We start from the raw sequence: 24,227 nt of genomic DNA, 5'->3' as shown, positions 1-24,227 counted from the left end.
GGCTCATGTGCAAGCTTTGCGGTCGATGGTTGCCGGTCGGGGACGGGGGCGCAGTGAGGCGATGGAACAGGCCTGGGAGACGTGCGATGCCGTCGCTGAGGCGATGCCGAGCGACCCATCACCGTACGTTGTGATGCTCGCCTTGACCCGCTTTCACTCGCCGCCCCGTGACCGCGAATGGCGTGCAACGGTGCGACAGCTGTGGCAGCAGGTTGAACAGCGCGACCCGTGGAACCGGGAGGCGCACCACGAACTCCTCACCTACATGTTCCCCTCCTGGCACGGCACGGGAGGCGAGATGTTCCACTGGGTGCAGGAACGGTGCACTCACGCCCCGCGCGGCCTCCCAGCGCATGTCCTGCCCCTGATCGCCCTCGCCGAGTCGCACCGGCAGCGGATGGAAGTGGAGGGGCACCGCTACGGACTGACCGTTCACCCCTGGACGGATAATCCGTCGACCTGGCAGGCGTGGGACAACTGGTGGTCCTATCGAGCCCCAAACCGTCCTCACGCCGCATTCCACGAGGACGCCAACTACCTGGCCCACGCACTGTCGTTCGCGAACCGGCATCGCGAAGCCGGCGAAGTCTTCGATGCCATCGGCCCGTACGCCACCGACGTGCCATGGAGCTATTGCGGAGACGCCCTACTGCTGTTCAACCGCCACCGCGCCTGGGCTGTCAAAGCTTCAGCGCCGTAGTTCGCACCGCCACCACGGAGCCTCAGCCTCCGTTGCCGTCCCATCAGTTAGCTCCGATGAAGATGAAGGAATCAGCCGAATGCCCTTGGACATACCAAGCGTTACTCCTTCGGAAGAAGAGCGCCTCGCCGAACTCGGCATCACTCAGACCCTGGACCGCTCGATGTCCGGGCGTCAGAACTTCGCCGTCTCGTTCACCATCATCAGCATCCTCTCCGGCTGCCTGACCATGTACGGCTTCGGCATGAACACCGGCGGCCCTGCCCTGATCATGTGGGGCTGGGCCATCGTTGGGCTGATGACCCTCTTCGTCGGGCTAGCCATGGCGGAAGTCTGCTCCAGCTACCCGACGAGCGCCGGCTTATACTTCTGGGCCCACAAGCTCGCTCCCCACAGGTCGGCGCCCGCCTGGGCATGGTTCACCGGCTGGTTCAACACCCTCGGCCAGATCGCTGTAACCGCGGGCGTCGACTTTGGCGCCGCCTCTTTCCTCAACGCCTACCTGAATCTTCAGTTCGGCTACGCCGCCACCCCGGGGCACACCATCACGCTTTTCGGCGTCATCCTTGTGCTGCACGCCTTCGTGAACACCTTCCGTGTGCGCGTCGTGGGTTTCTTCAACACTGTCAGTGTCTGGTGGCATCTGATCGGCGTGGTAGTGATCGTCGGCGTGCTCCTGCTCGTCCCCGACCACCACCAGTCCCCGGTGTTCGTGTTCACCGAGTTCGTCAACAACACTGGTTGGGGCTCTGCCGTCTACGTCGGCTTGATCGGCTTGTTGATGGCCCAGTACACCTTCACCGGGTACGACGCCTCCGCCCACATGACGGAGGAGACGAAGAACGCCTCTGTGGAGGGACCGAAGGGCATCGTCCGCTCCATTCTTGTCTCCTGGGCGGCCGGTTTTGTCCTGCTGTTCGGCCTGACCTTCGCCATCCAGTCCTACACCGGCGCGCTGGAGTCGAAGACGGGGGTGCCGCCGGCGCAGATCTTCATGGACGCTCTGGGCGAGAGCGCGGGCAAGATGATGTTGCTTATCGTGATCGGCGCCCAGTTGTTCTGCGGCATGGCATCGGTGACGGCCAACTCGCGGATGATCTATGCCTTCTCACGCGACGGTGCTCTGCCCTTCTCCAAGGTGTGGCACAAGCTGCATCCGGGGACTCGGACCCCGACCAACGCGGTCTGGCTCGCCGCCGGCGGTGCCTTCGTTCTCGGCCTGCCCTACCTGTTCAACAGCACCGCGTACGCGGCCGTCACCTCTATCGCGACGATCGGTCTCTATATCGCCTACGTCATCCCGACACTGCTGCGACTGCGTCAGGGGGAGTCCTTCCGACGCGGCCCGTGGCATCTGGGCCGCTGGTCCAAGCCCGTCGGCGTGCTCGCGGTGACCTGGGTTGTAGTGATCACCGTGCTGTTCATGCTGCCGCAGGCCGCCCCGGTGACCATCGAGACATTCAACTACGCGCCCATCGCGGTCGGTGTCGTGCTCGCCTTCTCCGGCACGTGGTGGCTGGCCACCGCCAGAAGGTGGTTCCTCAACCCGACCCACCCGAAGAACAGCACTCCGCCGTTGCCCGCCTCGCAGGGAGCGACACGTTAGCCGGCGCGTTGATCCACCTCCTGTAGGTGGCAGACGGCGGGGCGGCGGTGTTGCACAGCTGCCGCCCCGGCAATGCCTCGGCCGCCCGTTCCCGGGCTGAAGAGACAAGCACGACCTGGACGACCTCGTGCGGCAGCTCATTCCAGCAGCGCCATACGGGTCTTGTTGTGAACAGAAAGGCGCACCCACCGTGAAGCCCCTTCCCACCGCGTACCGCAGCCTGCTGTCCACGGTGACCGACAGCCTGCGGGCCGAGCGTCCCCACCTCACTGCCGCATGGTGACGCACATGCACGACGAGACCGTGCGCGGCGACGAGCTCCTCGCCAAGGTCCTGTCCGACCGGTACGGCGCCGACGTGAGCTCCGCTGAACTTGTGCCGATCGGCACTGAGACCATCAACCGGCGCGTCACTCTCTCCGACTCTCGCCGGATCTTCGTCAAGCAGTACCTCTCGTCCGCCGACCTACGGCAAGCCAAGACCGCGTGGACCATGTCGGAGTTCTGCCGCAACGGCCACGTCCCCACCCCGAGAGTCTGGCCCAACCAGGACGGAGAGATCATCACCCGCGTTGACGGCACCGCCTGGGTGGTGACCGACGAGATGACCGGCCGTGTCGCGACCGGGCCGATGACCCTGCAGCGTGCCCAGTACATTGGCCTGCTGCTCGGCCGCATCCACACCGCTCTGGCCTCGTATCCACCGCCGGCGCGCATTCGGCAAACCAGATGGCGGACCGCGCCCATCGACACCGCACTCGCAGCGACCGAGACCGTCCTGGCCCGCGCGATCGATCAACACGATCCGCAGCTTTGCCGGCTTCGTGGAGAGCTGAAGCAGCGCCGAGACGACCTGCAAACCCATGTGCCCCGTCTCCGTAGCGGCTTGCCCGACCAGCTTGTGGTCCAGGCCGGGCACGCTGATTTCACGCGCACGAACCTCCTGGCTCAGGAAGATGTGATCACTGCGGTCCTGGACTTCCAGGGGGAAACCTGCCTGCCTGCATGGGAGCTGGGGCGCGCAGCGTTCGACCCTCGGACTGTGGCGAACAGCCCGTCCTGGCGGCAGAGAGCCATCCGCCTGGTAGGCGCCTACCTATTCGAGAACCCGCGACTGCCCTATGCCGACGTACGGGCCTGCGCCCGCGTCGCTCTGCTGTATCTGCTGTTCAGCCTGTACGGGGCCACCACAGCCGAATATGGTCTGCCCGCCCCGGCGGAGGTCGACCTGCGGCGGTACTGGTTCGAGCGACAGGTCACCATCCGTCGCCTCCTTGACGAGCTCGAAGACATCGAAGTCGCGCTCGCAGAGATCAGGCCGGGCAGGTGGGACAGGTCATGACCAGGGCCCGTCCTATCCGAACTGTTCGCCGGTGGTGAGCTCACCGCTCGGATGCGGTCCGCGGTCCACGTGCTGGCGGTGGTCGCCGTGGCCATTCTGCAGCTCGCGCGGTCGGCCAGGACTGGTCGGTCTCCCTGCCGTTCACCCCAGACATCGTGCCCGCGCCGTCCGGCATGCTCGTGCCCGAAGAGCCATTGATGCACGTCGGCTCGAACCCCATGGTCGCGGTCACCTGGGGTCCCGCCATGCCGGGCTTCAACCCCGGTGTGCATCTGACCTGGTGGACGGCCTTGCCAGACGAGGCTCAGGAGCCGGACGCAGCCACGCGGGGCCGGCTGGTACCCATGAACCCGGACTTTGACCTGCACTTGCCGTTCCTCCCCTTCTTCGACACGCGCCTGTGTGACGAAAACCTTCCCTCCGGGCTGATCTACTCGGCAGTTCCACTGCGCACCGTGGTGGCTGCCTGGTACGCACTGACCGCGGGCAGCACCGAGCTATCCGAGCAGCGACCTCAGGCCACCATCACTCAGGCGTTGAAGGAACAGCGGGCGAGGAAGCGTGGCGTCCAGGTCGCCACCGGCGGGGCCGAAGCCGCACGCCAGGACATCACCGAGCGCGCCGCGCAGAAGATGCGGGACATAGATCAGCAGACCGACAGGTTCGAGCCCCCGGCGGAGGTCGCCGCCACCCCGAAGAAGGTCTCCCACGGCGTCTTCGATGCCGCACTCGACCACCAGCTCGAAGCCGAGCAACGGCGCACCGCCCATATCTATCGAGAGGCCGCCGATCACTGGCATCGGCTGGAGATGCAGGCCCTCCAGAGGTATTTGGGGATCTTCGAGAGCCTGGAGGAGCTGCGCGTGCGTGAGCACGGGCAGTGGCAGTCGTGGTGCTGGGTGCCGAGTATGCGCGTGTCGACCTGGCTCATGACGATGTACAACGCGCCGGTGGAGAAGGCCATGTGGGACGGGCCCCGCATCGCAGCCCTTGGAGCCTGGCGCAGCGGCGGCCGCCACAGTGTCCTGACTACCCTGCCCCTGCAGGCGACCGCCATCGATCATGTTCCGGCTGACCTCCCCGAGGTCCTGCCTGCCCCGGGCCTCGGCATGGTCATCGACGACGGCGGCACCATTCACCTCCAGCTGGCCTGTCTCGACGACGTCGCCGGTGACGGCCCCGCGGACGCTGAGTTGGTGATCATCTCCAACTACGGCGAGCCCGCGCGCATGATCCAGGACATCACCAAGATCACCTTGTTCCTTACCGGCGACAGCATCCTCGACGCGGTGAGGGTCACCCAGAAGCATTACGGCGCCGCTGCCGTGAAGAACGGTGACAAGCCTCACCAAGCCGATGAAGCCGAGTACGTCCAACACGCCTACGGGCTCAGCCTGTTCACGGGACTTCTGTCCGCCATCTGCGCCCCCGGCGCCGAGCTGCGGGACGCCGGGGCCATGACCGGACGCAAACTGGCCGCGCCATGGCCCCCGGAGCCGGCCCTGCTCTCGGAGACGACACTCTGGCTCCTGGCCGAGGCGCCCACGGCTTCCTAACGAAATGAAGACGTGCTGGGTACCTGCATGAGGCGAAGAGGTATTCCTCGGCAAGCCGGAGCGCACAGGCATAGGGATGTGCTCCGCCCCTACATGTCGGGGCGGAGCACGTTCGAGTATGCAGCCAGCAACTCGGATAGGACATGCTTCACCGTACGGCAGTGAACGTCGGCCACCCAGGATGCCTTTGTCGCTGGTTGGCAGCATGAAGGAGTTGCAGAGCCGCCGCGGTATTGAACGGCAGATCCAGCGACCTCCTATGCGCCTCTATCACGCTGGGCGTCTGGTTGAATGCCGGCGGCGGGCGCAGTTGGTGGCGGGTTGCGGTCCTGCGCTGCTCGGCGCCACTGTTTGCTCGCAAGAGTGGTCCTGACCAATCCCGGAACGAGCAAAGCCAGCACGGCAACCCCAACTGAAAGGAGTTGCCCTGCATACCAGCCATTTGCCCCGCTGACCAGGGCCCCTCCCAGAAGTACCAAGGTGACATAAAACGGCGCATACTTAACAATATGCTTCAATTCAGCAGAGTTCCTGGATGTCCCCCTGATCGCGGCCACACACAGGGAAAGATTCACGATCCCGATAATAGCCATCAGTGCAAGCCATAGATCCGGATACCAGGGTTCCGCATATATGAGGGCTCCAGCTATTAGCAATGCCACCGTGATAGCGTAGAGATTCCTGCATCTATAAAGCCGCTCAGTATCCGCCGTTTCATCTCCTCGCATCTCTTGCCTTTGTTTCCTAATGCGGAGGGCCAGTTGCAGCCAGAAGTAGATACCGAAGAGTAGACTCAGAGCGAGTCTCACGAATAGATTCAGTTCGACTTCGCGCGTCCCTCCTTGGTTGACGCTGGCAGCCATCGAAATAATTGCCCCGCCGAAGGCCAGTAGCGACAAGGAGAAAACCGACACACCCTCAGTGGTGCGATCATTCTTGTAAGTTGTACGGTTGGCAAGACTGTGGACCTCGAATATTAGGGACTCTAGGCGCTTCTCCCGCAGTTCGCCCGAAGACTGCTCCTCCCATATCCGCTTCCACTCATCGCGCGTCACCTGCGAGATGTGCAGAAAATAGAGTTGCGAGTATTGAAGTTGAGCGCCTTTTATACTGGGGTTCGTTATGCCCGGCAAGCCCAGCGGTTGCGTGAGTCCCGCAAGCAGGATTACGACAGAAACAGCCACTCCAAGCAGAAAAATAGAGATGAAAATTAGAGCAAGAGGTACATGGTAGGGATCTACGCGGAACACGCGAGCGGCATATGTTCCAGAGTTGAGAGCCGCTAGCGCAAGGACGGCGGCCGTCAAGAAAGCCACACCGGTCAGCAGCCTGGCGATCTTATCGTCTTGATGCTTTGTGGCGTCCAATACCTCATCAAAGCCCTCTTTGAGCAATGAGAGCTTTTCTTCGGTAACCTGCTGAGGGTTGGCATCGTTGGGCGACATTACTCTCCCACTGGAAAATGTAAAGCCAGTGCGGCGATCTGGATGGCGCCTGACGTATCTACACTACTCCGGGCGTACTCGGTATGCTTGTCGATCATCTGCGGTGATGTAGATGTCGAGACACCCCGCGAAGGGGTTGAGGAATACAGCTTCTCAACTGCTCGGTGTGCCGGGAAAGCCGTCCGAGGTGTCGGCCGGGCGCCCGACCGCCGTACGCGCTCGCACTCGGCCTGAAAGTGCCCGTACCAGAAGAAGTCCTCTACCGAAACCTCCGCCAGGGCCCGCTCCCATATCTGGGCCGCAAATTCAGCGACCTGCTGCCAACCACCCAGCAGGCTGCCAGCCAGGAGGGCGAACATCGTCAAGGTGGCAGCGGAGAGCACCTCGCCGCTGGCCACGCTGAAGGCTCCGAGCACAGCCAGGGTCAGCGAGAGGAGTGCAGTGACGTAGATTTCCGGGTTCTCACCTGTGGAGAGATCGTCTCTCACCCGCTGTAAGAGGCGCATGTCGGTCATCGCCCGGAACCATCCGGATGCCGCCGAATGAGACAAAGCGGCTGCTCTTGGCGCACTTAGGCTCCGAACCATGAGCGTGTACCAGGACTCCCGCCGCGTACGAATCACTGCAGCCCCCGGAGAAGGGGCAGTCATCGAGGTCGACGGTCACGATGTGGCGTCCGCCGTTGAGGCGTACCGGATCACGCAGACGGTAGATGAGGGGCCTGAGGTCACGCTGTATGTGCAGCAGGGCTGGAAGGGCATGCAGTTCGAGGGGCTGGCCGAGGTGCTCCTGGAGCCGGCCGACGTGCGGCACGTCGTCATCGGATTCCTCGACAGCGTGGACTGGCGGCAACTCGATGATGCGGTGCTCGACCGTGGCGACCTGGACGGGAAACCGGGCGAGCTGACTCGCGGTGTGCTGGCACAGCTGAGGGAGTGGGCTGCGGGTGCTGCTTGATCAGACGGGCATAGCCCGGTTCGCGGAGCGTCACCTGATGCCGGACAGGGTGAAGGTCACCCGCGGCAGCGGGGAGGACATGCTGGATCCGGAGACTGGTGATCTGGTTCCCGCACCGCCTTTGCTCGTGTACGCCGACAGGGCTGGCCTGTATGCGCATCAGGAGCGCATCCGCGGCAAGGGGAGCCACGACGGGGCTTGGGTGGAAGAGGTACGGCCCGGCTACCGGATGCTGATGCCGCTCTCCGCCCCGGAGGTGCAGGAGGACGACTCCGTACTGGTCGAGGAGGCTCGGGACGAGCAGGCGGTTGGCCGCACGTACCGGGTGACGGCCCTCGGTGAGGTGTCTTCGTTCCCTGTGCTGCGGACGGTGTGGCTGGAGGAGCACAACCGGAAGGCCGCCTCGTGAGTGGCGGCGTGTTCACGGACGCGGCAGCGTTGGCTTCGGCTTTGGACCGTGGGGCGCAGCGTTCGCTGTCGGCGACGGAGACGGTGATGCGGCACAGTGCCCAGGCTCTGGTGAAGCGTGTGCAGCACAATGCGTCAGGGCGCCCTGGTCCCCGCGTGGTCACTGGCAAGTACCGGGCTTCGTGGATGAGCGACGTGCACCGCGCGGGTCCCGTTGTCGTTGCCGAGGTGGGCACTGCGGCACGGCAGGCTCGGCGTCTGGAGTTCGGCTTCGTCGGCGTCGACAGCCTCGGCCGGCACTACAACCAGCCGCCTTATCCGCACCTGGGGCCGGCTGTTGACCAGACCGGGCCAGCACTGGTGCGGGCTCTCGGGCACGCCGTGACGGAGGCGCTGTGAGTGCGCTGACCGTGGACATGGAGCAGTCGCTCGCCGAGGTCCTGGCCGAGCACGAGCGGGGCATGCTGGCCCGAGCGGTTGTCGTCGCCGAGGTGCTGGACGACGAAGGTGAGCGGTCCCTGTCCGTGCTGACAACTCCCGGCATGCCGGAGTGGGATGCGCTGGGCCTGTGCCGCTACGGCGCGCTGTCCATCGAAGGGCCCGCTGCCTCGTTCTTCACCGAGGACGGCGAATGATCGACCGCGCGCCAGTGTCTGAGGCGCTCCAACACCTGATCGTGAAGGCGACGGGCCGACCGTGCGGTCTCGGCGTGCTGCCGTTGGTGAACGGGAAACCTGCCGAGGTGCCGTACACGGTGCTGTATCCGCTCGGCGGACCGTTGGGCGGTGCGCCGCTGGCGGATGCGTCAGAGGATGCAGAACTCGTCTATCAGCTGACCTCGGTCGCTGGCCGTACCGATCAGGCGGAGTGGATGGCTGACCGGGGGCGTCGAGCCGTCCTGGAGCGCGTGCCGTCGGGCGCGTGGCGGTATCCGCTGGAGATACGCGGAGTTGATGTCTGGGGGCGCGAGCTGGATGCCGACGACGGCACCGACACCACCGCCTCCGCCCAGGGCGTGGTGACCAGCGCGCAGCGATACCGGCTGAGCGCCACCGGGTAAGACCTGACTCTCCTGCCGTCCGACTCGGACGACGCCCGGCCCGCCTGACCCAATTGGTAGAGGTGCGCGGTACCGGCCCCTGTTGGGGATATCGGCCGCAGAGTTCCCGGTTCGACCCCGGGGGCAGGCACAACAACCTGCCCGTCTGGCAGACGCTTGTGGTCGGAGCCACGCGATGCCTAGGGCAGCGTTGCTCGGCGGTTCTCGAAGATTGTTCCAGCCAGCGGGTTCGTGGGATCCGCGTGGTGGACAACCTCCTCCAGCATGCGCATCCTGACCACTTCCCTAGGGGGGAAATAGGCGCTTGCCTCATTTCGCAACTGCGCCAAAGCTTGGGGACGAGGCGGAAGAAGGAGGGCTACTCGCACCTGATCTTCCGTACCCCGCAGAGCATCGGCAAGGCCGCTGTGAGACAGCTCGTACCCGGCATGTGCAGCCTGTGCGAGAGCACTCTCCGCTGCCGACCGCAGCCCCTCGCACTTCTCGTCGAACTCAGCCAAGGTCACTGTCCTGCCTGCCTCCGCGTCTTGCAGGACACGAACGAGGTAGACCAGCCAGGCACGGCATCGGAGCCCGACGTCGTTGACGAGGTCGACCCTTCGGGCCGTTTCGTTCCTCAAATCCTTGCGCCCGTCGAACCGCTCCTTACGCCTCTGCAAGAAGAGCGGTCCGAAGAAGGCCGCTGATCCACCGATCAGTGCACCGATCACCGTTCCGCTAAGCCCCGCCAACGCCGCATCCATGAGGCCACAGTAGACAAGGGCCCTGACGGCGCAGGTCTGGCTGGAGGCTGTGCCGCTTGCCGACAGTAAGGTGATCTACATGCAGTGGCTCGGGCTTGCCGTCTCTGGTTGAGCTAGCCCGCATCCTCACCGCGGAGGCCCCGCGCGGACGCCCACCCGATCAGGGATGGGCCGGTTCCCCGACTCGTCGTCGAGGGACGGGGCCACCCCAACTCGCACGTCTGGCTGCCGTCCCGGAATCGGACAGCAGACCTTGCAGGTAAAGAAGTATTCGCGGCGCGGCGTCACTCGCGTCCTCTGGCTGAAGACGGTCGCTGATCAGGGTCATGTGCCGACCCGTCCCGAGCTGACCGCCGGCACCGACCTCACCAATGCGATCGCGGCGATCGACGGCTGGTCGCTGTCGAACCAGGCCATCGAGACCCCCGACCTCGGCAGCACCTTCGAGTCGAAGATCCCCGGTACTGACCAGGCCGACGACTCGTCCCTCGGCTTCTACGAGGACAAGGTGTCGGACGAGATCGAGCAGCTGCTGAAGAAGGACGACACCGGCTGGGTCGTCTTCCTCCGCAAGGGAGACGTGCCCGCCTCTCGCAGCATGGACGTCTTCCCCGTCCGGATCGGCTCCCGGTCGCCGAACTATTCGACGGACAACGAGGCCGCGAAGTTCACCGTGAACTTCTCGATCACCGAGAAGCCGACTCAGGACGCGGAGATCCCGGCCGCTGGCGTCCAGCCGAAGATCGAGAAGTAGCCCGGCCGCCGCCCTTGAACTGCCCGGCCGGCCTGCGCACGTTGCAGCGCCATCCCCCTCTGTTCCGGCGCTCGCCGCACGGTCCGGCCGGGCTCCCCACCTGTTCCCCGTCATCGCGCTTCTGTGGAGTCCTGCATGTCCAGCACCACCCGTCCTACCCCTGCACCGCCCGCGAACGCTGTTGCGCGTGACGCTCATTGGGCCCGCAAGTTGGCTCGTCTCCGTGCCCGGCAGCTTCCGGAGCACACCCTGCGGATTTGCGACGACCTGGCCGCGAAGAAGCATCTCGAGCAGGCGAAGCTGGAGGTAGCTCGCTGCCGGATGGCCGACGCGGAGGCCGAGCGCACCACCAGCGCGGAGACAGAGCGGGCGGAGCACGACCTCGTGGTGGCTCGGGAGGCGTTCGACGAGGTCTCCCTGGCGCTTACGTTCAAGGCTCTGCCCCGGCCCGTGCTGGACGGGCTGATCAAGCGGTTCCCGCCGACGGAGGCGCAGGCCGAGGACGGGGATGCCTGGAACCCGGACACGTTCCCCGCGGCACTGATCGCGGCCGCGCACATTGAGCGTGACGACGCCGGCGAGGCTGTCGAGGGAATGACCGAGGACGACGCCCAGGACCTTCTCGACAGCTGGCCAGTGGCCGAGTCCAACGCGCTGTTCGCCGCGGCGTGGCAGGCGCAGCAGATCATCCGTACCAGCACCGTGGAGCTGGGAAAAGACTGATCGGGGACGCACAGCTCCGCGCGGAGCTGGAGCTGTGCGACCGCTACCGGATCCCACATTCGTTCTTTCTCGGCGCGGGTGACGGCCGCTGGTCGGAGACGGACCGGGCGAAGGCACTCGCGTACGAGGCGTACCGGTCCAGCGTGTGCGCGAACTGCGGGACCAGGGCTGCGGAGTGGGACGAGGCCCAGGGCGGTGACCGGTACGCGTACGTCACCACCACCGTGCGGTGCGTCGGCTGTGAGCTGATCACCGCCGAGCAGGAGCAGGTCCCGGACGGGGCCGATGGGTATGGCGTGCGGATCGGCCTCGTTCCGCGCGGCCAGTGGGAGCAACGCCAGGGGTAGAGCGAGAAAGGGGCGCGGGGAGTAAGGGCACCGGCAGGTGTCGAACTACACGCTCAGCGTGCAGATGCGCGCCGACGCGTCCCGGCTCCTGTCCGAGGTCCGGCAGGCATCGCGCGCCGTCCGCGCACTGGGCCGGAACGTCACTGCGCTGAACCGGCAGCTCGGCCAGACCGGCTCCGGTGCCCGCGGCGCAGCATCCGGGCTGCACACCCTGGGACAGCACGCCGACGGTGCCCGCACCGGTCTACGCCGCGTCGGCTCGGACGGCCACGCTTCGATGCGGCAGCTGCAGCACGGGCTGCTCGGCGCCCGTCAGGAAGCGCACCACCTGCGCAACCTCGTCGTCGGTGGCGGCATCGTCGCCGGGCTCGCCGAGATCGCGAAAGAGGGCAACGAGTACCAGCGCGCCATCAACAAGTGGGGCGCGGTCACCGGAGCGTCCGGCGTCGAGATGGTGCAGGCCGCGGCGAAGGCCCGCGAGCTCGGCGCCGACCTGAACATCCCCGGCACGTCCGCGGCGAAGGCTGCGGACGCGATGCTGGAGCTGGCCAAGGCCGGCCAGACCTCCACGTCGTCGATCGCGAACGCACGGGCGGCGATGCAGCTCGCCGCCGCCGACAACCTCTCGGCAGCGGACGCGAGCCGATACCTCGGCGACGTCATGGACCAGTTCGGTCTGTCGTCGAACAACGCAGGCCGGGCAGCGGACGTCCTTGCCGCCTCCGCGAACGCTGCGTCCGGCGGGCTGCAGGACATCTACTACGCGATGTCCTACACGGGCCCGGTTGCGGCCCAGTTGGGCATCTCGATCGAGGACACCTCAGCCGCGGTGGCGATGCTGGCCCGCTCGGGCATTCTCGGCTCGAAGGCCGGTACGTCGCTGCGCGGCATGCTGACGAACCTGGCCAAGCCGACCGCGAACATGCGCAAGGGCCTGGCAGAGCTCGGCATCGAGGCCTGGGACACGCAGGGCAACTTCAAGGGCCTGCGCACGGTCATCGAGGGCTTCGAGCAGGCCCAGCACCGGATGTCGCAGAAGGACTTCCTGGGGGCGCTCGCCAACGTCGTCGGCAAGCCCGCCCTGGCCGGGGCTTCAGCTCTCGCGCATCAGGGTGTCGAGGCGTTCGACCAGATGCACACGGCGATCGCCCGCACCGGTGCCGCCGGGGAGATCGCCGCCTCCCAGACCAAGGGTCTCGCGGGTGCGGTCACGCAGCTCAAGACCCAGGCGTCGAACACCGGCCAGGCCCTCTACACGGCGGCCGCACCGGGGCTGGAGAAGGTCACGCGGCTGCTGACCGCCGGGATGGCCGCCGCTACCCCCGGTATGGCGGCTGCGCTGGACTACGTGCAGGACCTGTACACGCTGGCCGGGCCGTCGGTGTCGAAGGCGGTCTCGGCCGGTCTGGACGAGGTGGGTGATGCGCTCGGCGGCCTGGGTGGTCCGCTGAAGGACATCGCGTTCGACGCCACCGCCGCAGGCGTGAACGTCCTCGTCAACGGCGGCCGCGCCCTCCTGGAGATCCTACGCAACGTCGTCTCAGCGGCGTCCCCGGTTGCCGACGCCATCGGTGACGTCGCTGAGGAAGCGGATGCGGGCGGCACGGCGCTCGACATCATCGTCACCGCCCTGAACTTGGTCTCCGCGGGCGCCGGTGCCGCATCAACGGTGCTCGTCCCGCTCGGACACGTCGTGGCCGGGCTGGTGCGCGGCTTCTCCGCGCTGCCAGGCCCCATCCAGACGGCGATCATCGCGATGCTTCTCGCCCGCCGGGCCACCCCGGTTTTCATGAACCTGGCCCGCACCGTTGCCGGACCGGCCACCGGCGCCTACCGCTCCTTCAGTGACCAGATGCGGGTGCAGGAGCGGCTTGCCGCCGCGCAGGGCCAGTCCATCGGCCGGATCGGCCAGGCCCTGGCAGTGGTACAGACCCGCATCCCCGTTGTGGGGCAGATGGCCTCCGCATTCCGCAACGCCAACGGCCCGATCAACGGCGTAGCCCGCGCGATCGGGGCCGGAGTCGGCGGTGCTGCCCGTGGGCTGATGGGCGCGCTCGGTGGCCCTTGGGGCGTCGCCATCGCCGCTGCTGGTGTGGGGCTGTCGATGCTCGCCTCTCACCAGCAGCGAGCCGCCCAAGCGGCAGCGGAACACCAGTCTCGGATCAGCACTCTCACGCAGGCTCTGCGGGAGTCTAACGGTGCGGTCACGGACAGCGTCCGTGTCGCAGCCGCCCAGTCGCTCATGGACACGAAGGTCCATGACGGCAAGAAGCGTCTGGTCGATGTCATGGCGGACGCCGGGATCTCCATGCGGGAGCTCACCAACTCCTACCTCGGGCAGGGCAAGTCCCTGGGGACTCTTCAGTCGGAGTTGAACGCGACAGCCGCCGCCAATCTGCGGGCGATCAGGGGCGGCGGAGTTGGGTACACCGAGTTCGGCCAGAAGGCGAAGAAGGCCGCTGACGCCCTCGGCTCGGTCAAGGGCGAGATGTCCGATGCCGTCAAGGACGCGAAGAATCTGGCCGATGCCACCGGGACGGGAGGCCGGACCGCGGCCGATGCGGTCGGGCCGTTCGGGAAGTTCTCCGACGCGATGCGCCGCCTGTCCGACACGACAGCGGATGCCGACACCCGGGCTCGTGCACTGCACGATGCACTGAACGTCCTCGCCGGCGGCTCGGTGAACCTCTCTGCGGCCGAAGCCAGGCTGAACCGCTCGGTGTCCGATGCGTCCGAGTCGTTGAAGGGCGGCGTCGACCAGACACAGGGGTACGGCAAGTCCCTGCTGAACATGGACGGTTCACTCTCGACCGTCACCCGCAACGGGCAGAGGCTGTACGACCTGTTGCAGGGCCTTTCGACGAACTCGGCGGACGCCGCGCTCGCGGCGTATCAGTACGCGGAGGCGAACGGAAAGAGTGTCCCGGAGGCGCTGAAGGCTGCGCAGAAGCAGATGGAGACCGCCCGCGAGTCCGCCATCACCACCGCTCAAGGTTTCGGGCTGGGCGCCGAGCAGGCCGCGAAGCTCGCCGACGCCGCCGGGCTCATGCCCGAGCAGGTCTCCATCCTTCTCCAGACAGCCGGCATGGATGAGTCGATGGCGGAGCTGATCGCCGTCCAGCAGGCGTTGAAGGCAACCCCGGACAAGAAGACCGTCACCATCGCCACCCTCAGCAACGAGGCCCGCGAGGACCTGGAGAAGCTCGGCTTCAAGATCAAGGACTTGAAGGACCGGCGTGTCCAGGTCACCGCTCCTACCGGCGTGGCGCTGACGGACCTTGATGCGCTGATCGCGAAGATCGCCCAGACTCCGGGCGGCAAGCAGGTCAAGGTCACCTCCTCGACGCAGGAGACGATCAGCAGCCTGGAGGCGGTCAAGCAGAAGATCGCCGGAGTGCCGGGCGGCAAGACCGTCACGGTGCGCGCCCCCACGGGGGAAGCGCGGTCTCAGCTCGAAGCCCTGGGCATCAAGGTCACCGACATTCCGGGCAGCAAGAACGTCACGGTCACGGTGCCGACCAGCGGTCCGATTTCGGCGGCCAGCAGCATCCAGGGGGCCATCAACGGGATTATGGGCCGCACCATCGGCATCGGTGTATCCCTCGCGGCCACGAGCTGGGACCGGGACAGCAACGGCATCCCGGACCTGATCCAGGCCCCTCAGGCGCGCGGCTCGGTCATCGACTACTACGCCGACGGCGGCGTCCGCGAGAACCACGTCGCGCAGATCGCGCCCGCGGGCGCCATGCGTGTGTGGGCGGAGCCGGAGACTCACGGAGAGGGCTACGTCCCGCTCGCGGAGTCGAAGCGTCCTCGCTCGCGCCGGATCACCGAAGAGATCGTGCGGCGGCTCGGCGGTGATCCGTCCGGGATCGACTGGTACGCCAACGGCGGCCTGTCGAACTGGTCCTACCAGCCCCTTGGCGGCTCCGGATTCTCCGTATCCGACGTCGTCTCGAAGTCGCAGCGCAAGGGCAAGGGCGGCAAAGAGCACTTCGACCTCGGGATGTTCGAGCGGAACCTGCGCAGTTCGGTGCGCACCGCTTCCGCTTGGCGCAATGACCTGGCGACGGTGTCCCGGCGTGCGGGCACTGACGTCGCCAAGGCGCTGGAGGAGATGGGTGAGGACGGTGTCGCGCTCACCCGCAAGATGGCCCGCGGGTCCAGCACGTACGTGAAGTCGATGGCGGCGCAGCTCACCAAGCTCGCCGGCACCGCGAAGGCCACGCTGGCCGACTACACCGGTCAGTTGCAGAACGCAGTCAAGGACTCCACCGCCTTCCAGAACAACCTGTCGAAGCTGGCCGCGAACGGATACGGGGCGCTCGCCCAACGCCTGGCCGAGCAGAACGACGAGAGCGCCGAAACCCTCGCCGCGCAGGCGACGAAGGATCCGAAGAAGGCCAAGCAGGCCAACACCGCCGCCAAGAACGCGGCGAGCGCCCTCGACAGTGATCAGCTCACCGACCTGGTGAAGGTCATTGGGGTGCTGGCGAAGAACAAGGGCATTCACGCGGTGGCGGAGGCCGGGGCTCTGGACGAGGACCGGGTCATCGAGATCGCCAACCGCGCAAAGGGGCAGATAAAGAAAACGGGCAAGGCCGACCGGTTCCTCGCAGATCTGGTGAAGGCGAACGCTGGTAAGGCGTACGCGGACGGCGGTATCTGGGAGCCGGGTGTCTACTCCTCCCAGCGTGGGCTGATTAAGTTCGCCGAGCGGGAGACCCGCGGTGAGTCGTACATCCCTCATGCTCCGGCCAAACGGGGGCGGGCCTCCGCTGTGCTCGCCGAAACCGCGGACCGCTTCGGCTACTCCCTGACCCCGCGCCGTCTCGTCGACGCCGCCGATGGACGGGCCCGCGTAGTCGTCGTGCACCAGGCCCCGGCGATCGGCAGCCAGACCATCCACGTCGCCCAGAGCCCAGCCTCGGCGGACGACATCGCCTCCGCAGTCTCGTATCAGATGCGGCGTGCGAAGCGTGGGGGCGTCCTGCGATGAGCTCGCCCGACCTCAAGGATTTCCAGCTCGACTTCGGCGGCATCGTTCTCGGGCACGGCACGTCTATCCCGATCGCCGAGATCGAGGGGCTGGGCCGTGCCCGTGTGCGCGGTGAGGTGGTTGCGCAGCCGGGCGCTGATGGCGCGTGGTTGTCCCCGGACTGGTACGAGGCCCGCACGCTGAGCATCGACTGCGCGATCAGGACGCCAGGCGACCCGGCCGCTGCCGCGCAGATCCTCGCGGGCCTGGAAGCGGTCGCCGACGAGGCGCGGGTGCGCACGGTGGGCGGGGCGCTGATGCCGCTGCGCATCAAGTGGCCCGGCTCGCCCGTGCGGGTCCTGTTCGGCCGGATGCGGAAGATCGACCCGACGTTGGGGAAGGCCGCGTTGGGCTGGGTGCCGCTCGACCTTGAGTTCGTTGCCCCTCACCCGCGCTTCTACGCCGACTTCGAGCAGCAGACGCAGCTGCGGCTCGGCTGGCTGTCCGGCGGCGGCTTCAGGGCACCTGTCCAGGCGCCGATCCGCGTCATCAGCGGAAATCCGTCCGGGCAGACGCGCCCCGGCTGGGTGACCAGCAACGGCGACGTCGATACCCATCCGGTCATCACCGTGCATGGGCCGTGCGCGAACCCGGTCATCACGCATGTTGAGACCGGCCGGTCCATCGACTTGCCCGTCACGCTCGCCGCCGGCCAGTGGGTGCGGATCGATACGCGCCCCGGTCAGATCCGCGTCACCCGCGAAAACGGCGGCAGTGCACCCACCAACTCCCGTCTGGACACGTTCGTGCTGCCGCCCGGGCGCAGCGAACTGCGCTGGACGGCGTCCGATCCGACCGCGACCGCCCGCCTGACGGCGCAGTGGCGCGATGCCTACACCTCCCTCTCAGACCGAAGGGTTTCGATCCACCGATGACGCTTGCCCAAGCCCCTCTGCTCGTCGACGGCGCCACTCACAGCGCGCAGACGTTCCGGATGATGATCAAGGACCTCAGTCGCGGGATGGAGGGCATTACGGAGGCCACGGACCTGAAGGTGACGCCGTTGCCCGTCCCCGGCTCGGGCGTGCAGGTTGCGGACGGTTCGGCGGTGATCCGCGGCAAGGCGAACATGTGGCAGGGCTCGTACACCGCCTACAACATCGGCACGGAGACGGTGCCGATCGCGCCCACCGGCGCCACACCCCGCTCGGACCTGATCGTCCTGAAGGTCCAGGACCCGGAGTACGAGGGCGGCCTCGACCCGGCGAAGGACGCGATCAACTACTTCGACATCATCCCCAACGTCTCCCCCACCACAACCAAGGCGCCCAAGGGCGTCACCGGCATCGCGATAGCCCGCCTCGACATCCCCGCGAACACCGCCACGATCACCGCGGCGATGATCCGCGACCTGCGCACGGTCGCCAACCCCCGGCGGGAACGCACGCTCTACACCGCGTATCCCGCGAAGCTGACCAAGGCGTGGAAGGACGACGACAAGTGGCATGACTGGCCGCCGGAGGCACGCTGGTCGATCCCTGTCCCTGAGTGGGCGACGAAGCTGGTGTTCACCATCACGATCGCCGGGCTTCGCCTCGACTACGACAGCCTCTACGGCCGCATCCAGCCCGTATTCGGCACCATCGCCGGGCAGGACACTGTCGTCGACGACAACCAGGGCAAGGTCGTCCGTCGCAACACGGCGATCGTCGCCGACACCATCAACCTGCCGGCCTCATACCGGGGCACCAGCCAGGTCCTCTCCATGCAGGCCCGTATGGCGAAGGACTGGAAGGGCGACCTCGGCGTCGACGGCGGCACCAGCATCGTCGCGGATGTCGAGTTCACCGAGGGCCCGGTGTGACCTACCGGTACCTGACCCAGGACGCCTTGACTGGTGAATGGCTCTCCCCGCATCTCCCGCTCACTGACGTTGAGTTTGGCCCCGAACTCAACGGGCCGGGCCACTTGAGGGGAATGCTGTCGCCGCGGCTTGCGTGGCTGCACCCTGAGCTGGCCGAGCCGGGGACAACGCTGATCTACGCCGAGCGCAACGGGCAGCTGCGGTGGGGCGGGCTGATCTGGCAGACCGAGCCCGAGGGCAACGATCTGAAGGTGGAGGCAGCGGGGTGGACGTCCTACCTGCAGCACCGGCACGACCTCGACGGTGAGCTCGGAGGCCGCGGACCTTACGTACGCGCCGACCCCTGCAAGATCGCGCGAGACATCGTCGCCTACGCCCAGTCGATCCCGGACGGCGACCTCGGGCTGAGCGTCGACGCGACCACGTCGAAAGCCACGGTCGGCACGCCCTCCGAGCCGTGGCACTCACGCTGGTGGGAGACCCCGGTCCTCGGCGATCAGTTCGACGACCTCGTGAAAGATCCGGACTCTCCCGACTACACGTGCACTACCTGGTGGGGCAAAGCGCGGCGTCCGGTCCGCCGCATACAGCTCGGCTACCCGCGTCTGGGAGCGCGGCGCACCGACGTGGCGTTCACCAGCGGCATCAACATCATCGACAGCCCGCCGGTCACCTACAGCGCCGATGAGTACGCGCAGGTCGTCATCGCCACTGGCAGCGGCGAGGGGCGCGCCCAGCAGCGTGCGATCGAAGCTGTCCGCAACCGCAGGCTGCGCCTGGAGTACGTCCTGGAGCTGCCCGAGGTACGCGGCAAGGACTCACTGGCTCGGCGCGCGAAAGCCGAGCGGGCATGGCGGCAGTCCCTCGGCCACGTCGAGCAGATAACCGTCCGCGACCACCCACGGGCGCCGATCGGCTCCTGGCAGGTCGGTGACGACGTACGCGTAACTGTTCGCAACCAGTGGACGAACTGGTCCGGATGGTGCCGCATCACCGGCTGGACCGTACGGCCCGACACCGAGGCCGGCGAGACCGCCAGCCTCAGCCTCGCCCGCGCAGACGGCTACCACTACGGCACAGCCGCATAACCCGAAGGACGCTCGTCTTGTCTACCGACATCGGTACCCGACTCGCGCTTCTGGAGAAGCGGGTCCAGGCCCTCGCACGGGCCCCGAAGCTCGCCAACGCTTCGATCGAAAACGGCGCCCTGGAGGTGTACGACGCGCAAGGTTCGCTGCGCGCCCTCGTGGGCCAGCAGCCGGATGGCACCAGCGGCGTCACTGTTGTCAACGGGCCGGTTCCACCGACGCCCGTCGCACCGACGGTGGAGGCGGCGATCGGGGCCTTGTACGTGTCGTGGGAGGGAGAGTTCGTCGACGCCGCCGCGGCCCCGCTGGACTTCGCCCGAGTAGAGGTCCATGTCGGACCGACAGCCGAGTTCGAGCCGACGCAGGGGACGTTGCGTAACACCGTCGAGACGCCGCAGGGCGGATCGTGCACCGTACCGCTGCCGTATACCGAATGGTGGGTGAAGCTGCGATGCCGCAGCCTGGCCGGCGCGTCCGGGCCCGCCAGTGATGCCGCAGTCGGCACCCCACGCCGGGCGGCCTCCGCAGACCTCCAGGCAGGGTCGATCACGGCAGACGCCCTCGCGGCCGATGCGATCTCCGGTAAGCACATCACGGGCGGCACCATCGACGGCGCGGTCGTCACCGGCAGTACCGTCCGCACTGCTGAATCCGGCAGCCGGGTCGTCGTCACACCACAGCCCCCCGCACCGCTGGAGGCCATCCCGTCCGTGCTGCTGTATTCGGCGTCCGGCATGGAGAAGGCGCCGGGGACATTGAAGGCAAGCGTCAATGCAGACGGCACAGCCTTCCCCTATGCGGCGCTCACCGCGCCCGCCGTGCAGATCGACCGCTGGAACCTGCCCGACACCTCCCAGCTGTCCCTGCTTTCTCCGCAACTTGGGGTGAGAGGTGGCGCTTTCGAACTCACCACAACATCCGGACTCAACAAGGACCACGGGCAGACCTATGTGCACGGCACCAGCGCCAAGGGGCCGACCGGGACGAGCAGTTGCGAAATCTACGTCGAAGACGGCAGAGACGCCCCGGGCGGCTCCGGCAACTTGGGCGCCCGCACGTTCCTGAATGCCGAAGGCGCAAAGGTCACCATCCGTGCCGTCTCGGCGGAGGGCGATACCGAGACGGTCTTCACTACGAGCGGGATATCCGTCGGTGGTTGGATCACCCGCCCACGCACCGACTGGCAGCACATCACCATGTCCGCGGATGTCTACCCCGATGCCAAGAGTCCCGCGATGGTCCGTGTCACTGCGCAGCGCACCATCGAGCTGTCCGGCTTCGTCACGTTGAAGGACCCCGAGATTCGGGGCGGGCGTCAGATCGCCGTGCTCCCCGAGGGATACCGTCCCGCTGTACTGCGCCGCGTACTTGTTCCCTCAACTGCCAATGGCACGGTCCTCCGGCTGGACATCGGAGCCGACGGAGCCCTGAGGCTGTACGGGATGACGGGTAAGACCAGTCCTTGGGTCGGCTTCGACGGGGTGAGCTGTCGAGCTGACTGAACTGGTGACTGGCGCCGCAAGTTCGTCGAGGAAGTCCAGCTAGGTGTCGGCTGCGAAGTCCCTTGATGGCAGAGGTGTTCGCTGAGCTGCCCGCCGCGTGGGGCTCCCGCCGATCACCACGAACGGCACATGGCGCAGGTGGGATGGCGTCAAACCCCGCCGATGCCCGGATGGGCGTGGGTTCTGCACTTACGGGCAGAGCTGCTCTTCAGGCTGCCGCGTGCACTTCACCGCATTTTCGGTCGTCCTGACGCCTGTGTGGGCGGCGTTCAGGGCACCGTTCTGGACGTAGTCAACCGCGGCATCGTCCGGGTCCAGGCCCCTTCCGACAGCCCACGTGGCAACAAGATCACTGGCCTGTTGTTTGAGGAAGAAGGTCCTGTCCGGTTTGTCGCGTACGAGGCCCTGGCGCCACGTGGAGGTGAGATGCTCCACGGGGTTGCGCCGGTACGAGGGGGGCTTCGACGTATGGGCGGTGAGGTGGGCGAGGACGTCTGTCTGCCATTTCCCGCGTTCGGATTCCGGTATGTCGTCGGCGATACCGTCCAGGAAGCCGAGGGCTGAGCCACACTCGCGGGCTCGCAGTTCGAGAACGTCGTCGTCCTCGGTCGCCTTCGTCGGCACCCTGGCCAGGCCGATTGCACACCGATGGGTCTGTGCCAAGCGCAAGTTGGCGTAGGCCGATGGATCGTCGGCTACCGCGCGCATCACCCGGGTGACGTCGAGGAGGCCGGCGGGCATGCGGACGACGTGCCCGTCACGCCAGGGGGCGCGCCGCTTGCTGTAGTCCTCGTTGACGTCGACGAGTATCTCCTGGGTGTCCCTGACGTAGTCCGCGACTGCCGAGGCGATCGGCTTGCGGAGTCCGGGGGCGATCGCCAGGTCCTGACGATGCTTGACGTCGTCGCTGATGGCTCTGATCGTCTCGCGCATGTTCCGCGCCTGGGCAAGGGTGTGCTGCCCGGGCGTCGGCCCGGTGGCCGCGTCACGCAGAGCCGCCCCGAGGTCGGTGCAGCTCATGTCTGAGCGGTGTGGCCCCAGAATGCGCTGAATGGATGCGTTGTTGAGCAGCCCGTCGCAGTCGGGCTCGCTGTTGCCGGTAACCAGCGAGTACCCCACGGTGCCTCCACCGACGAGGAGGAGCACCGCTGCACTCCATATGGCTGTTCGCTTGCCCGTTCTACGGCGGGGCTGCGCCGGCGCGTCGCTGTTCATCGCCCCAACGATATGTGCGCATCGGCACGGTCGGTGCTGCGGTCGTCTTTTATGCCGTGTCGAAGGTCATTGATGCCCTGGTCGTTCCTGCCGGGTCCATCGATTTCGGCCCACTGCGAGATGAGGTCCTTCATCTCGAGGAAGCTGTCGGGGAGCGGGGCGTCAACCATAGACACCGGCAGTCCTCTTGACCTCTACATCCTGGTCCAACGCACCACCGCTAGTCATCCTGCCAGAGTGGCCGGTCTTCGATCGTGCCGAGACGAGTCTTGCCGGACTTGAGGTCGACGAGGATTGGCCAACAGTCGAGGAGCATGTCCAGCGGGTCGCGGGTGTCGAGATATTCCGTGCCGTTGAAAGGGGCGATGAAGATGTCGTTCTTCACGCGGATGCGCTCGTAGTCGATGGACATCTCGGGGTCGTAAGGCCCGGTTTCCCGCTTGAGCAATTCTTCAGCGACTTTCAGGGCTTCGGCTTCGTCCAGCATCAGTCTCTCCTGCGACTTCGGCAGGTGCGGAGTATGCCTGTTGGGTGCATTTGCCGCCGGCAGGGGAGGCTGAAGGCGCGTACCCGCCACCGCCCGGCTCCGGGAGGATCGTTGGTCCCGTGCTGGAGCAGGGCGGTGGTGGGGGGCATATGAGCGTGGGCGCGGGTCAGTGCTCGCTGGCGGTGCGGCGACGGGAGGCGACGACCAGGCCCGCGCCGACGGTGAGGGCAGCGGCGGCGCCACCGATGGCCCAAGGGGTGGCCGAACTGGCGCCGGTCGAGGCCAACTGGGCACCCGAGGAGCCGGTGCTGGAGGTCGCTACGGTGCGCTTGGCGTCGGTGGTGCCGTTGGACTTCTTGGCGTCGTTAGCGCCGTCCTGATTCTGCTTGTCGCCGTCGGTGGCCTTGCCCTCCTTGGACTCCTGGCCGTCCTTGGCGTTCTCGTCGCCCTTACTGTCCTTGTTGTTCTTGTCCTTGGCAGCCTCGGCCTCGTCCAGCTTGCGGGCCTCGTACTGGCCCACGTCGAGGAAGTGACGGACATCCTTGGCCTCGCCGCTCCGCAGCGCCTTCTTGGCGGCTTCCCTGACGTGGGGGCCGCCGGCCGAGAGGATGCGCAGGGCGCTGATGCGGTCGTCGGTCACGCGGGCTGCGTACTGGCCCGCCTCCAGGAAGCGCGTGCGGTCCTCGGGGCTGCCGTCCAATGCTTCCTGCGCGGCGTCGAAGAGCACGCTTCCGCGCTTGGTCTTATGAAGGATCCGGGCGATTTCGACGCTGTTGTCCTCGTCGCGGGCCACGTACTGGCCGACCTCCAGGAACTGGCGGAGGGCTTCGTGGGTGTCCTTCCTCAGCGCCTCAAGGGCGGCCCTCCGCACGGCCTTGCCGCCGATGCTGGAGATCTGGACGGTGCGCAGCGTGTCGTCGGCGAACTGGGCCAGTTCGTAGCCTTCCTGCAGGAAGTGCTCGCGGTCCTCGGCGGAGCCGTTCATAGCCTCCTGCGCGGCTTCGTAGACGCGGCTGCCGGGCTTGGCTTTGTTGATGATCTTGAGGATGGCGAAGCGGTTGTCCTCGTCACTCGCGTTCTTGGGCGAGGAGGTGGAGTCCTTGGACGCCTCGCCCTTCTGCGCGTCGCCCTTCTGTGCTTCCGATGCCGTGTCCGGAGCCGAGGCTGCCGAAGCCTTGTGGCCGTCCGCGGCGAATGCCGGAGAGGAGAGCAGGACGGCAGGTGCTATCGCGGCAGCGGCGACTGCGGCCGAGACACGGTTGAGCTTCAACGTGAATACCCCAAGTTTTCCTGTGGAACGAGCATTAGGTCGGACATTAGTCTGTAAATTACGCAACACAGGGTAGATTAGTTACGGCGTATCCCTGCAGGCGGGTGGGGTAAGGGCTGCGCAGGGTGTCCCTGGAGACGTCGTGGAGAGCGCCGCTACTCGGGTGACTCCGTTACTGCATAG

General features: G+C 66.6%; 23 protein-coding genes. 17 read left to right on the top strand and 6 right to left on the bottom strand.

Going from position 1 to position 24,227, the window contains the following annotated elements; genetic code table 11:
* Positions 1-61: 61 nt before the first annotated feature.
* The 4 genes from AB0C96_RS09420 (at position 62) to AB0C96_RS09405 (ending at position 5,203) form a co-directional block, all read left to right on the top strand.
* Positions 62-700: a hypothetical protein gene (locus AB0C96_RS09420; protein WP_362915356.1), complete on the top strand. Its 639-nt coding sequence runs from the start codon at positions 62-64 to the stop codon at positions 698-700.
* Between the two features lie 79 nt (positions 701-779).
* On the top strand, positions 780-2,306 hold the full coding sequence (locus tag AB0C96_RS09415; protein WP_362915354.1) for an amino acid permease: 1,527 nt from the start codon (positions 780-782) through the stop codon (positions 2,304-2,306).
* Positions 2,307-2,594: 288 nt separating this feature from the next.
* Entirely contained in the window at positions 2,595-3,647 is a 1,053-nt protein-coding gene (locus AB0C96_RS09410; protein WP_362915352.1) for a phosphotransferase, read from the top strand.
* Positions 3,648-3,802: 155 nt separating this feature from the next.
* Complete coding sequence (locus tag AB0C96_RS09405; RefSeq protein ID WP_362915351.1) at positions 3,803-5,203, top strand: hypothetical protein; 1,401 nt, start codon at positions 3,803-3,805, stop codon at positions 5,201-5,203.
* Between the two features lie 257 nt (positions 5,204-5,460).
* Here AB0C96_RS09405 and AB0C96_RS09400 read toward each other — a convergent pair whose 3' ends face one another.
* Both AB0C96_RS09400 and AB0C96_RS09395 read right to left on the bottom strand, forming a co-directional pair.
* Positions 5,461-6,648 (bottom strand): hypothetical protein, encoded by a 1,188-nt coding sequence (locus AB0C96_RS09400; protein ID WP_362915349.1) that lies wholly within the window; start codon positions 6,646-6,648, stop codon positions 5,461-5,463.
* Positions 6,648-7,163 carry a hypothetical protein gene (locus AB0C96_RS09395; protein WP_362915348.1) on the bottom strand — a complete coding sequence of 172 codons (516 nt, stop codon included), beginning with the start codon at positions 7,161-7,163 and terminating at the stop codon, positions 6,648-6,650. Before AB0C96_RS09395 ends, AB0C96_RS09400 begins: the two co-directional genes overlap by 1 nt.
* 70 nt (positions 7,164-7,233) lie before the next feature.
* Between AB0C96_RS09395 and AB0C96_RS09390 the strand changes: the two genes are divergently transcribed.
* The 5 genes from AB0C96_RS09390 to AB0C96_RS09370 are packed head-to-tail and all read left to right on the top strand — an operon-like array spanning position 7,234 to position 9,073.
* The gene (locus AB0C96_RS09390) at positions 7,234-7,605 is read left to right on the top strand and encodes a hypothetical protein (protein WP_362915346.1); all 372 of its coding nucleotides are present in this window, start codon (positions 7,234-7,236) and stop codon (positions 7,603-7,605) included.
* Positions 7,595-8,014, top strand: a complete 420-nt coding sequence (locus AB0C96_RS09385) for a DUF6093 family protein (RefSeq protein WP_362915344.1) — start codon at positions 7,595-7,597, stop codon at positions 8,012-8,014. The genes AB0C96_RS09390 and AB0C96_RS09385 overlap by 11 nt, the downstream gene beginning before the upstream one ends.
* The gene (locus AB0C96_RS09380) at positions 7,978-8,412 is read left to right on the top strand and encodes an HK97 gp10 family phage protein (RefSeq protein WP_362915342.1); all 435 of its coding nucleotides are present in this window, start codon (positions 7,978-7,980) and stop codon (positions 8,410-8,412) included. Before AB0C96_RS09385 ends, AB0C96_RS09380 begins: the two co-directional genes overlap by 37 nt.
* Positions 8,409-8,648: a hypothetical protein gene (locus tag AB0C96_RS09375; RefSeq protein WP_362915340.1), complete on the top strand. Its 240-nt coding sequence runs from the start codon at positions 8,409-8,411 to the stop codon at positions 8,646-8,648. Before AB0C96_RS09380 ends, AB0C96_RS09375 begins: the two co-directional genes overlap by 4 nt.
* Complete coding sequence (locus AB0C96_RS09370; RefSeq protein ID WP_362915338.1) at positions 8,645-9,073, top strand: hypothetical protein; 429 nt, start codon at positions 8,645-8,647, stop codon at positions 9,071-9,073. The genes AB0C96_RS09375 and AB0C96_RS09370 overlap by 4 nt, the downstream gene beginning before the upstream one ends.
* 179 nt (positions 9,074-9,252) lie before the next feature.
* Here AB0C96_RS09370 and AB0C96_RS09365 read toward each other — a convergent pair whose 3' ends face one another.
* Complete coding sequence (locus AB0C96_RS09365) at positions 9,253-9,816, bottom strand: hypothetical protein (RefSeq protein WP_362915337.1); 564 nt, start codon at positions 9,814-9,816, stop codon at positions 9,253-9,255.
* 328 nt (positions 9,817-10,144) lie between these two features.
* Here AB0C96_RS09365 and AB0C96_RS09360 point away from each other — a divergent pair, with 328 nt between their 5' ends.
* The 8 genes from AB0C96_RS09360 to AB0C96_RS09325 all read left to right on the top strand — a co-directional run bounded on the left by AB0C96_RS09360 (position 10,145) and on the right by AB0C96_RS09325 (position 21,072).
* Positions 10,145-10,570, top strand: a complete 426-nt coding sequence (locus AB0C96_RS09360; RefSeq protein ID WP_362915335.1) for a hypothetical protein — start codon at positions 10,145-10,147, stop codon at positions 10,568-10,570.
* Positions 10,571-10,705: 135 nt separating this feature from the next.
* Positions 10,706-11,293, top strand: a complete 588-nt coding sequence (locus AB0C96_RS09355) for a hypothetical protein (protein ID WP_362915334.1) — start codon at positions 10,706-10,708, stop codon at positions 11,291-11,293.
* Positions 11,239-11,640 carry a hypothetical protein gene (locus tag AB0C96_RS09350; protein WP_362915332.1) on the top strand — a complete coding sequence of 134 codons (402 nt, stop codon included), beginning with the start codon at positions 11,239-11,241 and terminating at the stop codon, positions 11,638-11,640. The genes AB0C96_RS09355 and AB0C96_RS09350 overlap by 55 nt, the downstream gene beginning before the upstream one ends.
* A gap of 37 nt (positions 11,641-11,677) precedes the next feature.
* On the top strand, positions 11,678-16,639 hold the full coding sequence (locus AB0C96_RS09345) for a phage tail tape measure protein (RefSeq protein WP_362915330.1): 4,962 nt from the start codon (positions 11,678-11,680) through the stop codon (positions 16,637-16,639).
* On the top strand, positions 16,636-17,553 hold the full coding sequence (locus AB0C96_RS09340; protein WP_362915328.1) for a hypothetical protein: 918 nt from the start codon (positions 16,636-16,638) through the stop codon (positions 17,551-17,553). The genes AB0C96_RS09345 and AB0C96_RS09340 overlap by 4 nt, the downstream gene beginning before the upstream one ends.
* On the top strand, positions 17,550-18,482 hold the full coding sequence (locus AB0C96_RS09335) for a hypothetical protein (RefSeq protein ID WP_362915326.1): 933 nt from the start codon (positions 17,550-17,552) through the stop codon (positions 18,480-18,482). Before AB0C96_RS09340 ends, AB0C96_RS09335 begins: the two co-directional genes overlap by 4 nt.
* A 113-nt stretch (positions 18,483-18,595) precedes the next feature.
* On the top strand, positions 18,596-19,570 hold the full coding sequence (locus tag AB0C96_RS09330; protein ID WP_362915324.1) for a hypothetical protein: 975 nt from the start codon (positions 18,596-18,598) through the stop codon (positions 19,568-19,570).
* Between the two features lie 17 nt (positions 19,571-19,587).
* Positions 19,588-21,072, top strand: coding sequence for a hypothetical protein (locus AB0C96_RS09325; protein WP_362915322.1), 1,485 nt, complete (start codon positions 19,588-19,590; stop codon positions 21,070-21,072).
* A gap of 189 nt (positions 21,073-21,261) precedes the next feature.
* Here the strand turns inward: AB0C96_RS09325 and AB0C96_RS09320 are convergent, their stop codons facing one another.
* From AB0C96_RS09320 to AB0C96_RS09310, 3 genes are all read right to left on the bottom strand, one after another.
* The gene (locus tag AB0C96_RS09320) at positions 21,262-22,287 is read right to left on the bottom strand and encodes a hypothetical protein (protein ID WP_362915320.1); all 1,026 of its coding nucleotides are present in this window, start codon (positions 22,285-22,287) and stop codon (positions 21,262-21,264) included.
* Between the two features lie 220 nt (positions 22,288-22,507).
* Entirely contained in the window at positions 22,508-22,774 is a 267-nt protein-coding gene (locus AB0C96_RS09315; protein WP_362915318.1) for a YrhB domain-containing protein, read from the bottom strand.
* 166 nt (positions 22,775-22,940) lie between these two features.
* Positions 22,941-24,044, bottom strand: a complete 1,104-nt coding sequence (locus AB0C96_RS09310) for an ALF repeat-containing protein (protein WP_362915316.1) — start codon at positions 24,042-24,044, stop codon at positions 22,941-22,943.
* Positions 24,045-24,227: the final 183 nt, after the last annotated feature.

This window comes from Streptomyces sp. NPDC048506 (genome assembly GCF_040651315.1).
In the GTDB taxonomy this organism is placed as follows: Bacteria; Actinomycetota; Actinomycetes; order Streptomycetales; family Streptomycetaceae; genus Streptomyces.
Note: the sequence above shows the minus strand (reverse complement) of the source record. Positions and strands in the feature narration are given on the sequence as shown.